The following is an 18,215-nucleotide window of genomic DNA, read 5'->3' on the forward strand; positions in this document are numbered from 1 at the left end:
CACCAGAGAATGCCTGCGGACGCCGGTTCATGAATGCCTCGCGTGAAAACGATTTCGCCTATCAGGCGGTCTATCGCTATCTCACCCAACTGATCGAAGGGCCAGGCGGGGAAGGGGCGGTTCGGCTGCCCTCATTAAGGCAACTGGCCGAACGGCTGAACGTGTCGATATCGACCATTCAGTACGCCTACGCACTGCTTGAACGAGAAGGCCGGGTCTACTCCGTGGCCAAGTCCGGTTATTTCGCACAGCCGGCATCCACCGTCATGCCGCCCGGGCGAGGCAATGATCTGCTGGAAACCGTCTACGTCAACGCCAGATGTCTCGGCATGCGCGTATTGAGTGCTGACGACCCGGCTTCGATTCAACCTCTGGACAGCCCGTTGCTGATGCTTGAACGGGAGCTCATGCGTCAATATCCCCGCCAATCACAGGCACCGGCCCAGCCTTGTGGCGAGCTGGAGTTGCGCACGCTGCTGGCCGCTCGCTATACCTCATCACCCACTCATTGCTGGCATGCCGAGGATGTCTATATCGGCGCCGATGTGAGAGGGGTGCTGGAGATCCTGATCGCGGTCCTTGAACTGCGTCACACGACCGTGGTGGTCGAGTCTCCCTGCGACTGGGTGATATTGCGCTTGCTTCAGTCTGCCGACGTGCGGGTCATCGAGCTGCCGGTACAGCCCGGCGGAGGGGTCGATCCACGGCATCTGGCCTCGTTACTGGAAACCGAACCGGTACGGCTGATCCTGCTGTCGTCGCAATTGAACATGCCCCATGGCAGCCTGGCGCCTGCCGATAATCGCGAAGCCATCGCGCGCCTGCTCAGGCTCCACGGTACCTGGGTGCTGGAAAACGACAGTTACAGTGAATTGGGCGATGACTGCGCAAGCCGACCTCTGCGGGACTTGCTGGACCCCGATCGCCTATTGGTGTTTTCCACGTTCGAAAAGGTCATCGGTGTCGAAGCGCCCTATGGCTATGTGCTCGCTCGCCAATGGCGCAACGACCTGCAACGGCACTTTCTACTGCGTTCGTTTCGCTTGTCGCCGATTCGCCAGAAAGCCATTGCCCGACTGTATGCCAGCGGTCGTGTCGATCAACATCTACCGGTGCTCAAGCGTCTGCTCAAGGAGCGTCGTACACAGTTGATCGATCTGCTGCGCGAAGGCTTGGGCGATGCACTGCACATCGCCGAGCCGCAGGGCGGTGCGACGGTCTGGGTGCGCTCATCGCGTCGTGTGGCGATGGGCACGGTGTTTCAACGGCTGCTCAAGCAACATGTGTTGATCGCGCCGGGAGAGCTGTTCAGTACCCAAGGCATGCATGGGCAACACATGCGACTGAGCGCGATAGGCAGCAGCGGGCAGGAGCTGGCAGGCGTCGTCGGTTTGCTTGGCGATGCCTTGCGACTGGCCCCCGATGACTGAGCTGTTAAAAAACATCGGGGATGCACTGGATAGATCCCATCGCACTACGGTCAAACTGCCAGTAAACTCCGCTGTAATTTCCTGAACCACTCTATTTCAGAGGTTTTGCATGACACTCAGTCCTTTTGCGGGCAAACCGGCACCGGCAGAGTTGTTGGTCGACATCCCGCGACTGGTAACGGCGTATTACACCGGTCAACCCGACGCCTCGATTTCCACCCAGCGTGTGGCGTTTGGTACTTCCGGGCATCGTGGCAGCTCCTTCGACTTGAGTTTCAACGAGTGGCACGTTCTGGCCATCAGCCAGGCGATCTGCCTGTACCGCGAAGCCCAGGGCATCACCGGTCCGCTGTTTGTCGGCATCGATACCCACGCGCTGTCGACGCCGGCCGGGGCCAGCGCCCTGGAAGTGCTGGCAGCCAACGGTGTGACTGTGATGATCGCCGAAGGCGATGAGTACACCCCGACACCGGCAGTGTCCCACGCCATTCTTTGCTACAACCGCGGCCGCACCACCGGCCTCGCTGACGGCATCGTCATCACACCGTCGCACAACCCGCCACAAAGCGGTGGCTACAAATACAACCCAACCAACGGTGGCCCGGCCGACACCCACATCACCAAGTGGATCGAAGCCAAGGCCAACGAACTGCTGGCCAACAAACTGGCAGGCGTTAAACGCATCGGTTACGAGCAGGCGCTGAAAGCCGCCACCACGCATCGTCACGATTACGTGAATACCTACGTTGCCGACCTGATCAATGTCATCGATTTCGATGCCATCCGCGGTGCCAAACTGCGTCTGGGTGTCGATCCGCTGGGTGGAGCAGGGGTGCGCTACTGGTCGGCCATTGCCGAGCACTATCGTCTGGACCTCGATGTAGTGAACAAGGAAGTCGATTCGACGTTCCGCTTCATGACCGTCGACTGGGATGGCCAGATTCGCATGGACCCGTCATCCAGCCACGCCATGCAGGGCCTGATCGGCCTCAAGGAGCGCTTCGACGTCGCGTTCGCCTGCGATCCGGATCACGACCGTCACGGTATCGTTACCCCGTCCGGCGGCCTGTTGGCACCGAACAACTATCTGGCCGTGTCGATCGACTACCTGTTCCAGAACCGTCCGCAGTGGCGCGCCGACGCGGCCGTGGGTAAAACCGTGGTCAGCAGTGGCCTGATCGATCGCGTGGCCAAGCGTCTGGGCCGTCGCCTGTACGAAGTACCGGTCGGCTTCAAGTGGTTCGCCGACGGCCTGTTCGACGGCTCGCTCGGTTTCGGCGGTGAAGAAAGCGCCGGCGCATCGTTCCTGCGCAAGGACGGCGGCGTCTGGTGCACCGACAAGGACGGTCTGATTCCGGCCCTGCTGGCCGCTGAAATGACTGCCCGCACCGGCCGCGACCCAAGCCAGGCCTACCGCGCACTGACCGATGAACTGGGCGAGCCGTTCTCGGTGCGTGTCGATGCCAAGGCCAACCCTGAGCAGAAAGCGCTGCTGAGCAAGCTGTCGCCGGAGCAAGTCACTTCGACCGAACTGGCGGGCGAGAAGATCCAGAGCATTCTCAGCAAGGCGCCGGGCAACGATCAGGCTATCGGCGGCCTGAAAGTGATGACCGAGAACGGCTGGTTCGCCGCGCGTCCTTCGGGCACCGAAGACATCTACAAGATCTACGCCGAAAGCTTCATCGGTGACGACCACCTCAAGCAACTGGTGGCCGAAGCGCAAACCCTGGTGGATGGTGCAATTTCCACCAAGTGATCAGTGCTGAATAAAAAAGGGCGACCTCAGAGGTCGCCCTTTTTTTGCCCGCCATTCAGCCGATCAGGCCAGATCCACCAACACGATTTCACTGTCTTCAATGGCTGTGACGGTCAGCACCGGCTCATGACTCACCGCGACACCGTCTCGAGCTTGCGCACGCAAGCCGTTGACTTCAATCACGCCGGTGGCCGGTACGAGGTAGGCGCGACGTCCGGCATCGAGGCGATACTCGGCGGTTTCCCCGGCCTTGATCGTGGCTGCCACCAAACGTGCATCGGCGCGAATGCGCAGACTCTCATCGTCACCGACCTTGCCGCTGGCGAGGGTCACAAAGCCTTCGCGCTCGCCTTTGGGAAACGGTTTGGCACCCCACGAAGGTGGTGCACCGGTTTCGGTCGGCATGATCCAGATCTGAAAGATCTTGGTAGCGGTCGCCTCCAGGTTGTATTCACTGTGGGCGATCCCGGTGCCGGCGCTCATCACCTGAACGTCGCCAGCTTCAGTACGGCCCTTGTTGCCCAGGTTGTCCTGGTGGGTGATCGCACCTTCACGCACGTAAGTGATGATTTCCATGTCCCGGTGCGGGTGAGTGGGGAAACCGGTTCCCGGGGCGATGATGTCGTCGTTCCACACCCGCAGATTGCCCCAGCTCATGCGCTGTGGATCGTAGTACTCGGCGAACGAAAAATGGTGATGGGCATCCAACCAGCCGTGATGGGCGCCGCCCAGCGAGCTGAAGGGTCTGAGTTCAAGCATGATCTTCTCCTCAAAAGGTTCGTCATGGGGCGTTTCGGCCGCAGCCACGAAGCGAGACCGGTGATTGATGGCGAGCATCATCTATCAGCCAACAATCGAGAAAAAGCGTAAAAAGTGCTGCATTCCCATCGAATTGATTGATGTTATAAACCTCGAAACGTTCTCACGCAGCCTTCAGTTCATCGCCTAACTCGATGACCTGTAAGCATTTCGCTAGAACTCAAGGGCAAATGCAGACACCATAGCCCCCAACAGCCTCACCTCCTGGAGTCCGTCAGCGTGGCGCAACACACCCCCGATCTTCCTCCCGAACTTCGTCCCCTGGCCGAGATGCCGTGGTTCAAACGCCTGGCGGCGCGTTTCCTGGGGCACGGCCTGACGCAACTGCGCGCCCAGCATCGGGCTTCGTGGCTGCACGGCCAGGCCGATGGCTTTCGCAGCGGTCACACCGCCGGGGTCGATTACGGTTACAAGGAAGGCAAGGCTGACGGCCTGGAAGAGGGCCGTCAGGTGTTGTTGATCCGCGACAGCCGCAGCACCGAGCATCGCGCGCCGAGCATCGACAACCACCTGTTCGATGACTGGCGCCTGCCACTGACGGCCGAGCTGAAGAAGCGCATGAAGGCTGACGTCGCCCGCTTGCTGCCGGCCCACGCCCAGCCGAGCGTTGCGCAGTGGAAGATGATTTTCAGTGATACGCCGTCAACCTCGGTGATCGCCGGAGCGGGTGCCGGCAAATCGACCACGCTGGTGCTGCGCATTCTGCTGCTGACGCATTATCTGGGCTTTGAGCTGGATTCGATGACCGTGGTGACCTTCACCCGTGAATCGCGCAAGGACTTCATCAACAAACTGATTGAGCTGTTTGCCCTCTGGGGGCAATTCCTGAGCCACAAAACCGCTCGGGATCTGGTGCGCACCTTCCATTCGCGCATTCTGCCGATGGTTCGCAGCCTGCCGGGGTTCGAGCGTTTGCAGGCTTTTGAAAACCTCAGCCTCCGGCCGCAGGGCGGGGACGATGACGTCGACAGCAACCCGTTTGATCTGCGGATCAACGACGCCCAGCGGCAGCAGCTCAACGCCTGTTATCACCGTCTCTACACCGAGGACGAGCGTTTCCGGCAATTGATCCAGCCACTGTCCCGGCATGCCTTGCAGCTCAAGGAGCTGGAACGCGATCACCCGGACGTGCAAAAGCGCATGGCGGTGACCGAACTGGCCGCCAAGCGCGACGAAGAACTGTGCGATGTGATCGAAGACTTGTGGTTCCGCGCCGGTGCCTGGCCGATCAAGGGTATCGAGCCGGACCGCCAGACCTTCGAAGTCAACGGTGCGAACTTCCACTGTCATGGCTACATTCCAAGCCTCGATGCCTGGGTCATTTTGGGCTTCGATCCGCGCGAAAATCCGCAAGTCTGCCGCCCAAACGCCAAGCTGACAGTCCGTGCAGAGTGGGCAGTCAAGCGCACCCTGTTTCAAGCTTTCTGCCGTAAGCCATTGATTTGGATAGATAGTTACGAGTCATCAAAGCGCATCCTGGCCACATTGGCAGGTGATGCCAGTGCCGGGCCGGGCTTCGATTACAAGGTCAAGGGCGAGCTCGCATCCGCGCCGTTGCTGGACTGTTTTGTCGCCGCCGCCGGCTTTATCGAAAACCTGGGCCTGGATGTACCGGACGCCGTTGGCCGCATGAGTTTCGCCAAGGATGATCCGGACCGGTTTTTCTTTGAAGCGCTGAGCCTGTTCTGGCGCGCGCTGGAAGATCATTTGCTCGATCAGAAACCACCGGTCATGACCTACAACCGCATGTTCGCGCTGTTCAGCGAGCACTCGCCGGAAAACCTCAAACTGCTCAGCGATGAACTGCTGCGGCCCATGTCGCACCTGATGATCGATGAATTCCAGGACGTGTCGCCGCAAATCGTTTCGTGGATTCGCGCCAGCCTTGCGGAAATCCGCAGCCGTGGCCCGGCCATGCACGTCGGGCGCGGGGCGCAGCGTTCTTCCTTGCTGTGCGTGGGGGATGACTGGCAGTCGATCTACGGCTGGCGCGGCAGTTCGCCGAGTTACTTCATGGAGTTCAACAAGGAGTTTTCATCGCCGAGCACCACGCGGGTGATGCTCAGCGACAACTATCGCAGCCATCAGCACATCATCGACGCGGCAGAGCACATCGTCCGTGCGGCGCCGGCGATTCCCGGCAAGAAAGCCAAGGCCAGCGGCGAGGAGAAGCCGCTGCAACCGGTCAACGTACTGGAGCGCGACGATCAGGCACTCGGCCAGCGCCTGGCGGAGCACTACAGAAACGGCGATTCAATCCTGATGCTTTATCGAAAAAGTAGCGATAAGTCATTGATAGAACAGCATATTCAGTCTGTAGTTAATGTTGATTCTAGCTTGCCGTATGAGTCCCGACGCTTGAAGCAACTGACCTATCACAGCGCCAAAGGCTTGCAGGCCGATGCGGTATTCCTGCTCGGTGACTGTCAGCATCTGACCAGTTCGCCGTACAAGAATCAGGTCTACCGCATGGCCGGACTGGGCAAGGCCGGCGACAACGAGCCTTACGACACCGCGCAGAAGGACGAAATCCTGCGCCTGGCTTATGTCGGCATCACCCGGGCGGTGAGTCATTGCTACTGGTACGTCGAACCGCAGGACGCCCAGACAGTGAACATGCCGCGCGCCTCCGATCGGGTCACCAAGGGCAAGCCGTTCTTCGTCGATCACCGGCCGGAAAAGAAAACCGCCTGAAGCGAGCGCCCACAAAAAAGCCCGCAAATAGCGGGCTTTTTAATTTAGATCAATAACTTAGGCGTAACTCCTGAGAGATTCCGGAGGAACAAACGCTTCCAGCTCATCCTCCACGGCTTCGATTATTCGTTCCACATCCGCCGCATTCATGACCGTGGCACAGGGAATGCCGGCAATGGCGATCAGGGTTTCGCCGCTGGCCCGATCGAACAGGCGGGCGATCATGCTGCCCGGCGCGTCCATCGTGGCCTCGAAACCCATGGGATGAAAATGCCAGCGCATCAGCTGGCAGGCATTGGGGAACGTAACCTTGCTTGACCCTTTATTCATGTGTTGCCCGCCTTCTTCATCGAGCGCTTCCGTTTGCTCATGGTAGGTGGGAAGAGCCTTCATTGGCTCAACCGGTGACTGCCCTTAAAAGTAGCATCTGGATGTGAAAAACCTGTGAGAATTTTCAGGCCATTTGGCGATTGCAGGTTTTTTTTTGATGTAAGTCATGGTCGACGAAAACCTTGCCAAAGTGCCATCACCACTGGCTGGTTGATGCTGCGCCCGAAGTTGGGCAAGCTCGGTTCTTTTTCCAAGAGTCCCTTATGCACGCCGATGATGACGGCCCGCAACAGACCCAGGCCACGGCCGAAACGGTCATGCGCTATCACCTGAGCTGGAAACACCGGGACCTGGATGGCGTCATGGCGCTTTACCATCCGGACATCCAGTACAACGACTTCTTCCAGAACCGCGTGCTCGGCCTCGACGAGCTGCGCGAGTACGTTCGCGTCAGCATGCCCCGTGAATCCGACGAAGCGCTGGAGCATTGCGACCGGATCCGCATCGACGGCAACACCGCGTTCATTCAATACGAAGTGACACTGCGCGGCGGCAATGGCCTGGTGTCGTTCCGTTCCAGCGAAGCAATTACCGTCAAGGACGCGAAAATCTGGCGAGTTAATGAATACGCATCACTGGTGCGTGAGCAGGGCTCCAGCACTGCGACACCGAGTCAGCGTCCAGCGGCGAGCCGACTGGGCCTGTCGCCACGTCAGTTGAGTTTCATGGCCGAAGACCTGCAGCAGTATTTCCAGCGTCAGCAGCCGTACCTCGATCCCGAACTGGATCTGCAGCGGGTGGCGAAGGAGTGCGGTTACAGCCGCAACCAGATTTCCTATCTGCTGAACCAGGTTCTGGGACAGAGCTTCTATCGCTACGTCAATCAGGCGCGGCTCCAGCATTTGCTGCAATCGCTGGACAACGCCACGCCGCCACTGCGCATCGATGAGCTGGCGTTTGCCGCCGGGTTCAACTCGCTATCGGCGTTCTATAGCTGTTTTCGCCAGCACACTGGCCAGTCGCCCAAGGCCTACGCCAAGCAAATTTCTTTGCGGACACGCGCGCAAGACAGCCACTGAGGTCAGCCACTAGGATCGACGCCATCGAAACCTGGATTGGCGGAGTCTTGCATGCCGGCGTGGCGCACTATCAGTTTGTGGATGGACCAACTCGACGAGCCGCTGACCGCGCGCCCGGCGCTGGAACAAGACCTTGACGTCGACGTGGCAATCATCGGCGCCGGTTACACCGGGCTTTGGACGGCGTACTACCTGAAGAAACACGCGCCGGGTCTGGACATCGCCATCATCGAGGCACAAACCGCCGGTTTCGGTGCGTCCGGTCGCAATGGCGGCTGGTTGATGGGCAATCTGCTGGGCGAAGATCGCCTGCTGGCAGGCCTGTCGCCACAACAGCGCCGCGCCTCATTCGATCTGCTGCACAGCATTCCTGATGAAGTGGAAGTCGTGCTCGAGCGCGAAGGCATCGACTGCGATTACCGCAAGGGCGGGGTGCTTTACTGCGCCGCGCGCTATCCGGAACAGGAAGCCAGCCTGCGCGACTATCTGAACAAGCTGCATGCCCAGGGCCTGACCGACGACGATTATCGCTGGCTCAACCCTGAACAACTGGCCCAGCAGATTCGCGTCGCCAAGCCTTACGGCGGGATTTTTGCCCCCCACGTGGCGACCATTCAGCCGGCAAAACTGGTGCGCGGCCTGGCCCGAACCGTTCAAGGCATGGGCGTGAAGATCTACGAAAACAGTCCCGTAACCCACTGGCAGGCGGGCAGTCTGCGCACCGACAAGGCCAGCGTGCGCAGCCGCTGGATTGTTCCCGCCATCGAAGGCTATTCGGTGACATTGCCGCCACTGGGTCGTTATCAATTGCCGGTGCAGAGCCTGATTGTCGCCACCGAACCGTTGTCGGCCGCGACCTGGGACGAAATCGGCCTCAATCGTGGCCAGGCCTTCAGTGAATTCAGCCGTCAGGTCACCTACGGCCAGCGAAGTGCCGACAATCGGCTGATTTTCGGTGCCCGTGGCGGCTATCAGTTCGCCGGTCAGTTGCGGCACAACTTTGATCTGACTCGGGACGAGGTGGAGCTGCGGCGTTACCTGTTTGGCGAACTGTTCCCGCAACTGAAAAACACTGCGATCACCCATGCCTGGGGCGGCAACCTCGGCATGTCGCGGCATTTCAAACCGCACATGCTTTGTGATCGGGCCAACGGCATTGCGCTGTCCGGCGGATATGGCGGGGAGGGCGTGGGGGCTTCCAATCTGGGCGGTCGCACCCTGGCTGACCTGATTCTTGAGCGCGATTCCGAACTGGTGCATCAACCGTGGGTGCTGCCGGACGGCGGGATCCATGCGCTGCGAGCGTGGGAACCGGAACCGTGCCGCTGGCTCGGCTACAACGCGATCATCAAAAGCTTCGTCCACGAAGACCAGACCCTGGCCAACCCGGCGACCGCGCCCTGGCGGCGCAAGCTTGCCAGTCGGGTGGCCGGGTTCATGGAAGGTTTCATGCACTGAAAATCGCCTTACTCCAAGAAAGCCGTTAAGACAGGAAACGCCATGAGCATCACTCAATTCAAGAACACCGCCACGCTGCAACTGGACGAATCCAATCCGGTGGCCGTGCCGCTCGGCACACCAGTGGCCATTGCGTCGACCACCAGTGTGGAGCGCGACGACGGCGTTGAAACCGGCGTCTGGGAATGCACGCCCGGGCGCTGGCGACGGCAGATCACCGCCCAGGAGTTCTGCCACTTCATTTCCGGGCGCTGCACGTTCACCCCGGACGGCGGCGGCGAAACCCTGCACATACAAGGTGGCGACGCACTGATGTTGCCGGCCAACACACTCGGCATCTGGGATATCCAGGAGACCGTGCGCAAGACCTACGTCCTGATTTTCTGACGCCTTGATCCTTTTGATTGCCTGCCAACAACAATAGCCAATACAGGAATCGATCCATGATCCGAAAGACCCTCGCTCTCGCCCCCTTGATGCTCGCCGCTTCCCTTGCTCAGGCAGCGGAAACGGTCAAGGTCTACAACTGGTCCGACTACATCGCGCCGGATACCGCGAAAAACTTCGAAAAGGCCACCGGTCTCGGCATCACCTACGACGTCTACGACAGCAACGAAACCCTCGATGGCAAGTTGATGACCGGCAAATCCGGTTACAACGTGGTGTTTCCGTCCAACCATTTCATGGCCCGGCAGATTCAGGGCGGCGCGCTGATGAAGCTCGACAAGAGCCAGTTGCCGAACTGGAAGAACCTCAACCCGGTATTGCTCAAGGCCTTGCAGACGAACGATCCGGGCAACGAACACGGCTTCCCGTACCTGTGGGGCAGCACCGGCATCGGCTACAACATCGCCAAGGTCAAGGCTGTGCTGGGCGATAACGCGCCGGTGGATTCCTGGGACCTGATCTTCAAGCCCGAAAACATGGAAAAACTGCAGAAGTGCGGCGTGGCAATCCTCGATAACGGCCCGGAATTGCTGCCAGCGGCGCTCAACTACCTGGGTCTGCCGCATCACAGCAAGAATCCCGAAGACTATAAAAAGGCCGAAGCCCTGCTGATGAAAGTGCGGCCGTACGTCAGCTACTTCCACTCTTCGAAGTACACCAGCGACCTGGCCAATGGCGATATCTGCGTGGCGGTCGGCTTCTCCGGCGACATCCTGCAAGCGGAGAACCGCGCCAAGGAAGCCAAGAACGGCGTCGATATCGGTTATGCGATTCCCAAGGAGGGCGCCGCCATCTGGTTCGACATGGTCGCCATGCCCGCCGATGCGCCAGACGCCAAGGCCGGTTACGCCTTCATGAACTACTTGCTGCAGCCCGACGTCATGGCCGGCATCAGCAACTACGTGCACTACGCCAACGGCAACGAACAGGCCGACAGTCTGATCGACCCCGCTATCAAGAACGACACCAAGGTGTATCCGAGCCCGGAAATGATGGGCAAATTGTTCGCGCTGGAAGCCATGCCGCTGAACATCGACCGGATCCGCACTCGCGTCTGGAACAAGATCCGTACCGGCAGCTGAAAAATCTGCCGGAGCGGGTTTTCCTCCGCTCCGGCAGCGGTATATGACGCCTGCAACTTGTGTTTATTTGGTTGATATCACTTCGCTGGCACCGCACTAATAAAGTGCAGGAAAGTGAGACGCGTCTAACAAAAAGTAACTTACCGATATTTAATATTTAAATAAGAAATCGTCAGACAATTAGGCAAACTCACCACACTTACAACATTCTTCCCGCCGCACGCGCTTTGTTTACGGGACTTTCCCGGAATAGTTCAATTTGATCTCAAAAAAACGCTAGACGTTAGATTTCAAATTGTGTCAGGTTTCTAACGCCTTCATTGGGCGAGTGATAGGACAATCTCGCCAGAGGTTGTCGCTATCGGACAAAAACTGTTCCATTGCTAAACAAGGAAGTGTGTTTATGTCGAAAGTAAAAGCTAATGCTATTGATACCGCCGAACAGGCTTTCCAGCTGAACGCGGCACCACTGGCCGCGCCAAGCTCGGCGTTCAACCAGATCAATAGCTTCAGCCATCAGTACGATCGTGGCGGCAACCTCACGGTCAATGGCAAACCCTCCTTCTCGGTGGATCAAGCCGCTACCCAACTGTTGCGAGACGGTGCCTCCTGGCACGACCTCGACGGCAGCGGCAAGATCGAACTGACCTATACCTTTCTGACGTCCAAAACCGCCAACTTCAGCGGCCTGGGAGTCACCGGTTTCAGTCAGTTCAGCGCCCTGCAGAAAACCCAGGCCGTGCTCGCCATGCAATCCTGGGCCGATGTCGCCAACGTGACCTTTACCGAAGCAGCCAGAGGTGGCGACGGCCACATGACCTTCGGTAACTACAGCGGCGGTCAGGAAGGCGCGGCGGCGTTTGCTTTCCTGCCAGGCACCGAGCCAGGCTATGACGGTCAGTCCTGGTACCTGACCGGCAGTGGGTACGACGTCAACAAAACCCCGGGCCTGAACAACTACGGGCGTCAGACCCTGACCCACGAAATTGGCCACACCCTGGGCCTGTCTCACCCTGGCGACTACAACGCCGGGACTGGCAACCCGACCTACAATGACGCGACCTACGGGCAAGACACCCGCGGCTACAGCCTCATGAGTTACTGGAGTGAAAGCAACACCAGCCAGAACTTCAGCAAGGGCGGTGTGGAAGCCTATGCCTCCGGCCCGCTGATGGACGACATTGCCGCGATCCAGAAGCTCTACGGCGCCAACCTGACCACCCGTACCGGTGACACCACCTACGGCTTCAACTCCAACGCCGGTCGCGATTTCCTCAGCGCGTCCTCTTCGTCGGACAAGCTGGTGTTCTCGGTGTGGGATGCGGGCGGCAAGGACACCTTCGACTTCTCGGGTTTCACCCAGAACCAGAAGATCAACCTCAATGAAGCCTCGTTCTCCGACGTTGGCGGCCTGGTGGGCAACGTGTCCATCGCCAAGGGCGTCACCATCGAGAACGCCATCGGTGGCTCGGGCAACGACCTGATCATCGGTAACAGCGCAGCCAACGAACTCAAGGGCGGTGCCGGCAACGACATCATCTGGGGCGGCGGTGGCGCCGACAAGCTGTGGGGTGGTTCGGGTTCGGACACTTTCGTGTTCGCAGCCAGTTCCGACTCCAAGCCGGGTGCGATCGATCAGATCCTCGACTTTGTCAGCGGTCTCGACAAAATCGACCTGACCGGTATCACCAAAGGCGCAGGCCTGCACTTCGTCAGCGCCTTCACCGGTGCGGCGGGCGATGCAGTCCTGACTTCCTCGGGCGGCAACAGCCTGCTCTCGGTGGACTTCTCCGGGCACGGCGTGGCTGATTTCCAGGTCAGCACCGTTGGCCAGGCAGCGCTCAGCGACATCGTGGCGTGATGTGAACCGGGAAAGCGGCGCGTGATGCGCCGCTTTCTTCACTTGCATCGCTTTGGCTGGTAAGCAAGGCTACGCGCCGGAGTGAAATTTCCTATGATCCAATTCGCTTTTACCCGCAAAGCGGCGGCGTACCTGTTGCCGGTGCTGATGATGATTTCTGGAGAAACAACTATGGCAAGCAGCCTGAGACTCGAAGACCCATCGGTATTTGCCGGACAGTGGCAAGCGACCCTGAGCGACCGCAACGACGCTCCCGAAGCCCAGGCTTTGCAGGACAAACCGTCGAACACCTGCCTGATCGACCTTGAAGCCAACCAGACGCTGGGCAAGGGCGCCGACTGCCTGAGCGCATGGCTGCAGGACAGCGCCATCGGCTGGTTTCCCGATCCGGACGGTCTTTCGATCACCGGCAAGGAAGGCTCAAGAATCCAGTTTTTCAGCCGACAACGTGATGGGCTTTATCTGAGCACTTTGAAGTCAGGCCTGGTGATTACACTTGAGCGAGCTGCCAAACAGCCCTGATCACCGGAACCAACTCACAGTTTAAATATAAGGCACCCCGTGACAGTTATAAGGCTCTCTTCAATAACACGGACGCCGGTTTTAATCGCAAAAGTTGTTATCGAAGTGTAAGCGGACACTGTCGGTGTATGTCCCGCCCCGTGTGCGGGCTATTAATTGAAGTCTCGCCAAGCACGGCGGGGAATATCATTTCAGGAATAATCAATGAAGATGGCGAAGGCCCCAGCCACCGCTCCCTTATTCAAGGCATTGGGTGACTATAAAAGCATTCTGATCAGCGTCGGATGCTTTACCGCACTGATTAACGTGCTGATGCTGGTGCCCTCTATTTATATGCTTCAGGTCTATGACCGGGTGCTGTCTTCGCAAAACGAAACCACGCTGGCGATGCTCTCGCTGATGGTCGTGGGATTCTTCGCGTTCATCGGCCTGCTGGAAGTGGTGCGCAGCTTCATCGTGATCCGCATCGGCAGCCAGCTGGAGCGTCGCTTCAACCTGCGGGTCTATCAGGCCGCGTTCGAGCGCAACCTGTTCAAGGGCGAGGGCAATGCCGGCCAGTCCCTGGGCGACCTGACCCACATTCGCCAGTTCGTCACCGGGCCTGCGCTGTTCGCGTTCTTCGATGCGCCGTGGTTCCCGGTCTATCTGTTTGTGATTTATCTGTTCAACGTCTGGCTCGGCGTCCTCGCCACTGCCGGCGCGCTGTTGTTGATCGCCCTGGCGTGTCTCAACGAATACATGACCAAGAAGCCGCTGGGCGAAGCCGCCGGTTACTCGCAAAAATCCAGCCAGCTGGCCACCAGCCACCTGCACAATGCCGAAACCATTCAGGCCATGGGCATGCTCGGCTCCTTGCGCAAACGCTGGTTCCAGGTGCATTCGCGCTTCCTCGGCCTGCAAAACCAGGCCAGCGACACGGGCGCGGTGATCAGCTCGCTGAGCAAGACCTTGCGCCTGTGCCTGCAATCACTGGTGCTGGGCCTGGGTGCCTTGCTGGTGATCAAGGGTGACATGACCGCCGGGATGATGATTGCCGGTTCCATCCTGATGGGCCGCGTGCTCAGCCCGATCGACCAGTTGATTGCCGTATGGAAACAGTGGAGCGGGGCGAAGCTGGCGTACCGCCGACTCGACTCCTTGCTGCAGGCTTATCCGCCGAGCGACGACGCCATGGCGCTGCCGCCGCCAAAGGGCCAGATCACCTTCGAACAAGTCAGCGCCGGCCCACCCGGGCAACGTACCGCGACCTTGCACATGGTCAATTTCAATCTGGCGGCCGGTGAAGTGCTGGGCGTACTGGGTGCTTCCGGTTCCGGTAAATCGACACTGGCGCGGGTGCTGGTCGGCGTGTGGCCAACCCTCGGTGGCACGGTTCGCCTGGACGGTGCCGACATTCATCGCTGGAATCGCGATGATCTCGGCCCATACATCGGCTACCTGCCGCAGGACATCGAATTGTTCAGCGGCACCATCGCCGAGAACATCGCCCGTTTCAGCGAGGCTGACCCGCAGAAGGTGGTGGCCGCCGCGCAACAGGCCGGCGTACACGAAATGATCCTGCGCATGCCGCAGGGCTATGACACGCAACTGGGCGAGGATGGCAGCGGTCTGTCCGGCGGCCAGAAGCAACGTGTAGCCCTGGCGCGTGCGCTGTACGGCACACCGAGCCTGGTGGTGCTGGATGAACCGAACTCCAACCTCGACACCGTCGGCGAAGCCGCATTGTCCAGCGCCATCGTGCAACTCAAGGCGCAGGGCACCACGGTGGTGCTGGTGACGCACCGTTCTTCGGTACTGGCCCAGGCCGACAAATTGCTGGTACTCGCCGATGGCCGTCTGCAAGCCTTCGGCCCGAGCCAGGATGTGCTCAAGGCGTTGTCCGGCAACCAGGCGCAACAACAGCCACAACCCACTGAAAAAACCGCGCAGGCACCGGGCGGGCTCAGCTTGAGCCGGCAGTACCAGCCCACGACAAGGAATTCGGGTGTATGAGCAGCGCGAGCATGAACACTGAAAACGAAGCAACGATGGAACACGCGTACATCACCGAACGCCCTGAGCGCGACGCTAAATTCTTCGCCCGCATGGGCTGGATTCTGGCACTGGCCGGCGCTGGCAGTTTCTTTGCCTGGGCCGCACTGGCACCGCTGGATCAAGGGATTCCGGTGCAAGGCACGGTGGTGGTCTCCGGTAAACGCAAGGCTGTGCAGTCGATGAGCAGCGGTGTGGTCAGCCGGATTCTGGTGCGCGAAGGCGAGATCGTAAAACAGGGTCAGCCGTTGTTCCGCCTCGACCAGACCCAGGTCGCCGCCGATGTGCAGTCGCTGCAGGCGCAGTACCGCATGGCATGGGCCAGCCTTGCGCGCTGGCAGGCTGAGCGCGACAACCTCAAGCAGGTGACGTTTCCGGCAGAGCTGAGCGACAACGCGGACCCGCGCCTGGCCCTGGTGCTGGAAGGTCAGCGCCAACTGTTCAGCAGCCGCCGCGAAGCGTACTCCCGCGAGCAGGCCGCCCTGCGCGCCAGCATCGAAGGCGCCACTTCGCAACTGGCCGGCATGCGCCGCGCCCGTACCGATCTCAACGCCCAGGCCGACTCCCTGCAACAGCAGTTGAGCAATCTGCAACCGCTGGCGGACAACGGCTACATCCCGCGCAACCGCTTGATGGAATATCAGCGTCAACTGTCGCAAGTGCAGCAGCAGCTGGCTGAGAACACCGGCGAAAGCGGCCGGGTAGAGCAGGGCATTCTTGAGTCGCGCCTGAAACTGCAACAGCACGGCGAGGAATACCAGAAGGAAGTCCGCACCCAACTGGCCGACGCGCAACTGAAAAGCGTCACCCTGTCCGAACAACTGACCTCCGCCGGTTTCGATCTGCAACACAGCGAGATCGTGGCGACGTCGGACGGCGTGGCCGTCAACCTCGGTGTGCACACCGAAGGCGCCGTGGTCCGTCAGGGCGAAACCCTGCTGGAAATCGTTCCGCAAGGCACGCGCCTGGAAGTGGAAGGGCACCTGCCGATCAACCTGATCGACAAGGTAGGCACGCACCTGCCGGTAGACATCCTCTTCACCGCATTCAACCAGAGCAAGACACCGCGTGTTCCCGGCGAAGTCAGCCTGATTTCCGCCGACCAGATGGTCGATGAGAAAACCGGCGTGCCGTATTACGTGTTGCGCAGCAGCGTCAGCGATCAGGCCATGGAGAAACTCAACGGCCTGGTGATCAAGCCCGGCATGCCGGCGGAAATGTTCGTGCGCACTGGCGAACGTTCACTCCTCAACTACCTGTTCAAACCGCTGCTCGACCGGGCCGGCTCCGCGTTGACTGAAGAATAAGGATGTTCGGCTGTATGAATAAGCTTTCCATGCTGGCGGCAGCGTTCGCGCTGCTCGCGGGCAACAGTGCAGTGGCGGCCATGGGGCCGTTCGAGATCTACGAACAGGCGTTGCGCAATGACCCGGTGTTCCTCGGCGCGATCAAGGAACGTGATGCAGGCCTTGAAAACCGGGCCATTGGCCGCGCCGGGTTGTTGCCGAAAGTCGGTTACAACTACAACAAGGGCCACAACACCTCGAAGGTCACGCAGCTCACCGATCGCGGCAACTTTACGGAAAACCGCAACTACAACAGTTACGGCTCCAACTTGACCCTGCAACAGCCGTTGCTCGACTACGAGGCCTACGCCGCGTATCGCAAAGGTGTGGCGCAGTCGCTGTTTGCCGACGAGAACTTCCGGGGCAAGAGCCAGGAACTGTTGGTGCGGGTGCTCGACAACTACACCAAGGCCTTGTTCGCTCAGGATCAGATCGACATCGCCCAGGCCAAGAAAAAGGCGTACGAGCAGCAGTTCCAGCAGAACGAGCACATGTTCAAGCAGGGCGAAGGCACGCGGACCGACATTCTCGAAGCCGAGTCGCGCTATGAACTGGCGACCGCCGAGGAAATCGAGGCCCGCAACGAACAGGATGCCGCGCTGCGTGAACTGGGTGCGCTGGTTGGTGTGCCGACAGTGGACATCACCGATTTGGCGCCGCTGGATCAGAACTTCCAGACCTTCGCGTTGATGCCGGCCAACTACGACACCTGGCACGAACTGGCAATCAGCAACAACCCGAACCTGGCGTCACAGCGCCAGGCAGTGGAAGTGGCCCGTTATGAAGTGGAGCGCAACCGCGCCGGGCACCTGCCGAAAGTCAGTGCCTACGCCTCGATGCGCCAGAACGAATCGGAAAGCGGCAACACCTATAACCAGCGCTACGACACCAACACCATCGGCATCGAAGTCAACGTGCCGTTGTACGCCGGTGGCGGGGTGTCGGCATCGACCCGTCAGGCCAGCCGCACCATGGAGCAGGCCGAGTACGAACTGGACGGTAAGACCCGCGAAACCCTGATCGAACTGCGTCGCCAGTTCAGTGCCTGCCTGTCCGGCGTCAACAAACTGCGCGCCTACCAGAAAGCCCTGACGTCGGCCGAAGCGCTGGTGGTCTCGACCAAGCAAAGCATTCTTGGCGGTGAGCGGACCAACCTGGACGCGCTGAACGCCGAACAACAACTGTTTACCACCCGCCGCGATCTGGCCCAGGCACGCTATGACTACCTCATGGCCTGGACCAAATTGCATTACTACGCGGGCACCTTGAGTGAGCAGGATCTGGCTCGGGTGGACGAAGCATTCGGGCAAGGCCCACGGACGCAATAGCACCGTAGTTTTTACACAAAACAACAAAAACG

Annotated in this window: 14 protein-coding genes; 12 read left to right on the top strand and 2 right to left on the bottom strand. The window is 59.7% G+C overall.

The features are described from left to right. Window positions 1-29 precede the first annotated feature (29 nt). Together AC1RME_RS05770 and pgm are read left to right on the top strand one after the other, a co-directional pair. Window positions 30-1,430, top strand: a complete 1,401-nt coding sequence (locus AC1RME_RS05770; RefSeq protein ID WP_096820390.1) for an aminotransferase-like domain-containing protein — start codon at window positions 30-32, stop codon at window positions 1,428-1,430. 109 nt (window positions 1,431-1,539) lie between these two features. Beyond that, window positions 1,540-3,186, top strand: coding sequence for a phosphoglucomutase (alpha-D-glucose-1,6-bisphosphate-dependent) (pgm, locus tag AC1RME_RS05775; RefSeq protein WP_096820391.1), 1,647 nt, complete (start codon window positions 1,540-1,542; stop codon window positions 3,184-3,186). A 63-nt stretch (window positions 3,187-3,249) separates the two neighbouring features. On the opposite strand, the gene AC1RME_RS05780 is transcribed toward pgm, so the two are convergent. After that, a complete protein-coding gene (locus AC1RME_RS05780) occupies window positions 3,250-3,945 on the bottom strand; it encodes a pirin family protein (RefSeq protein WP_085731268.1) in 696 nt (231 codons plus the stop codon). 279 nt (window positions 3,946-4,224) lie between these two features. On the opposite strand from AC1RME_RS05780, the gene AC1RME_RS05785 reads away from it, so the two are divergent. After that, a complete protein-coding gene (locus AC1RME_RS05785) occupies window positions 4,225-6,699 on the top strand; it encodes a UvrD-helicase domain-containing protein (RefSeq protein ID WP_493090706.1) in 2,475 nt (824 codons plus the stop codon). A 57-nt stretch (window positions 6,700-6,756) separates the two neighbouring features. Here the strand turns inward: AC1RME_RS05785 and AC1RME_RS05790 are convergent, their stop codons facing one another. After that, window positions 6,757-7,029, bottom strand: a complete 273-nt coding sequence (locus tag AC1RME_RS05790; protein ID WP_096820481.1) for a DUF1652 domain-containing protein — start codon at window positions 7,027-7,029, stop codon at window positions 6,757-6,759. A gap of 263 nt (window positions 7,030-7,292) precedes the next feature. Here AC1RME_RS05790 and AC1RME_RS05795 point away from each other — a divergent pair, with 263 nt between their 5' ends. The 9 genes from AC1RME_RS05795 (at window position 7,293) to AC1RME_RS05835 (ending at window position 18,183) form a co-directional block, all read left to right on the top strand. Continuing rightward, a complete protein-coding gene (locus AC1RME_RS05795) occupies window positions 7,293-8,108 on the top strand; it encodes a helix-turn-helix domain-containing protein (RefSeq protein WP_493090708.1) in 816 nt (271 codons plus the stop codon). Window positions 8,109-8,159: 51 nt separating this feature from the next. Then, entirely contained in the window at window positions 8,160-9,566 is a 1,407-nt protein-coding gene (locus tag AC1RME_RS05800; protein WP_493090710.1) for an NAD(P)/FAD-dependent oxidoreductase, read from the top strand. Window positions 9,567-9,608: 42 nt separating this feature from the next. Further along, entirely contained in the window at window positions 9,609-9,953 is a 345-nt protein-coding gene (locus tag AC1RME_RS05805; protein ID WP_493090712.1) for a cupin domain-containing protein, read from the top strand. Between the two features lie 56 nt (window positions 9,954-10,009). Further along, window positions 10,010-11,095, top strand: coding sequence for a polyamine ABC transporter substrate-binding protein (locus AC1RME_RS05810; RefSeq protein WP_493090714.1), 1,086 nt, complete (start codon window positions 10,010-10,012; stop codon window positions 11,093-11,095). 403 nt (window positions 11,096-11,498) lie between these two features. Further along, a complete protein-coding gene (locus tag AC1RME_RS05815) occupies window positions 11,499-12,956 on the top strand; it encodes a serralysin family metalloprotease (RefSeq protein WP_096820397.1) in 1,458 nt (485 codons plus the stop codon). A gap of 93 nt (window positions 12,957-13,049) precedes the next feature. After that, complete coding sequence (locus tag AC1RME_RS05820) at window positions 13,050-13,478, top strand: AprI/Inh family metalloprotease inhibitor (protein ID WP_158243853.1); 429 nt, start codon at window positions 13,050-13,052, stop codon at window positions 13,476-13,478. Window positions 13,479-13,682: 204 nt separating this feature from the next. Continuing rightward, the gene (locus tag AC1RME_RS05825) at window positions 13,683-15,470 is read left to right on the top strand and encodes a type I secretion system permease/ATPase (protein ID WP_102619847.1); all 1,788 of its coding nucleotides are present in this window, start codon (window positions 13,683-13,685) and stop codon (window positions 15,468-15,470) included. Beyond that, window positions 15,467-16,816, top strand: coding sequence for an HlyD family type I secretion periplasmic adaptor subunit (locus AC1RME_RS05830; protein ID WP_096820399.1), 1,350 nt, complete (start codon window positions 15,467-15,469; stop codon window positions 16,814-16,816). The genes AC1RME_RS05825 and AC1RME_RS05830 overlap by 4 nt, the downstream gene beginning before the upstream one ends. 2 nt (window positions 16,817-16,818) lie before the next feature. Further along, on the top strand, window positions 16,819-18,183 hold the full coding sequence (locus tag AC1RME_RS05835; RefSeq protein WP_096820400.1) for a TolC family outer membrane protein: 1,365 nt from the start codon (window positions 16,819-16,821) through the stop codon (window positions 18,181-18,183). Window positions 18,184-18,215: the final 32 nt, after the last annotated feature.

This window comes from Pseudomonas sp. GW822-FHT03F08 (assembly GCF_058801265.1).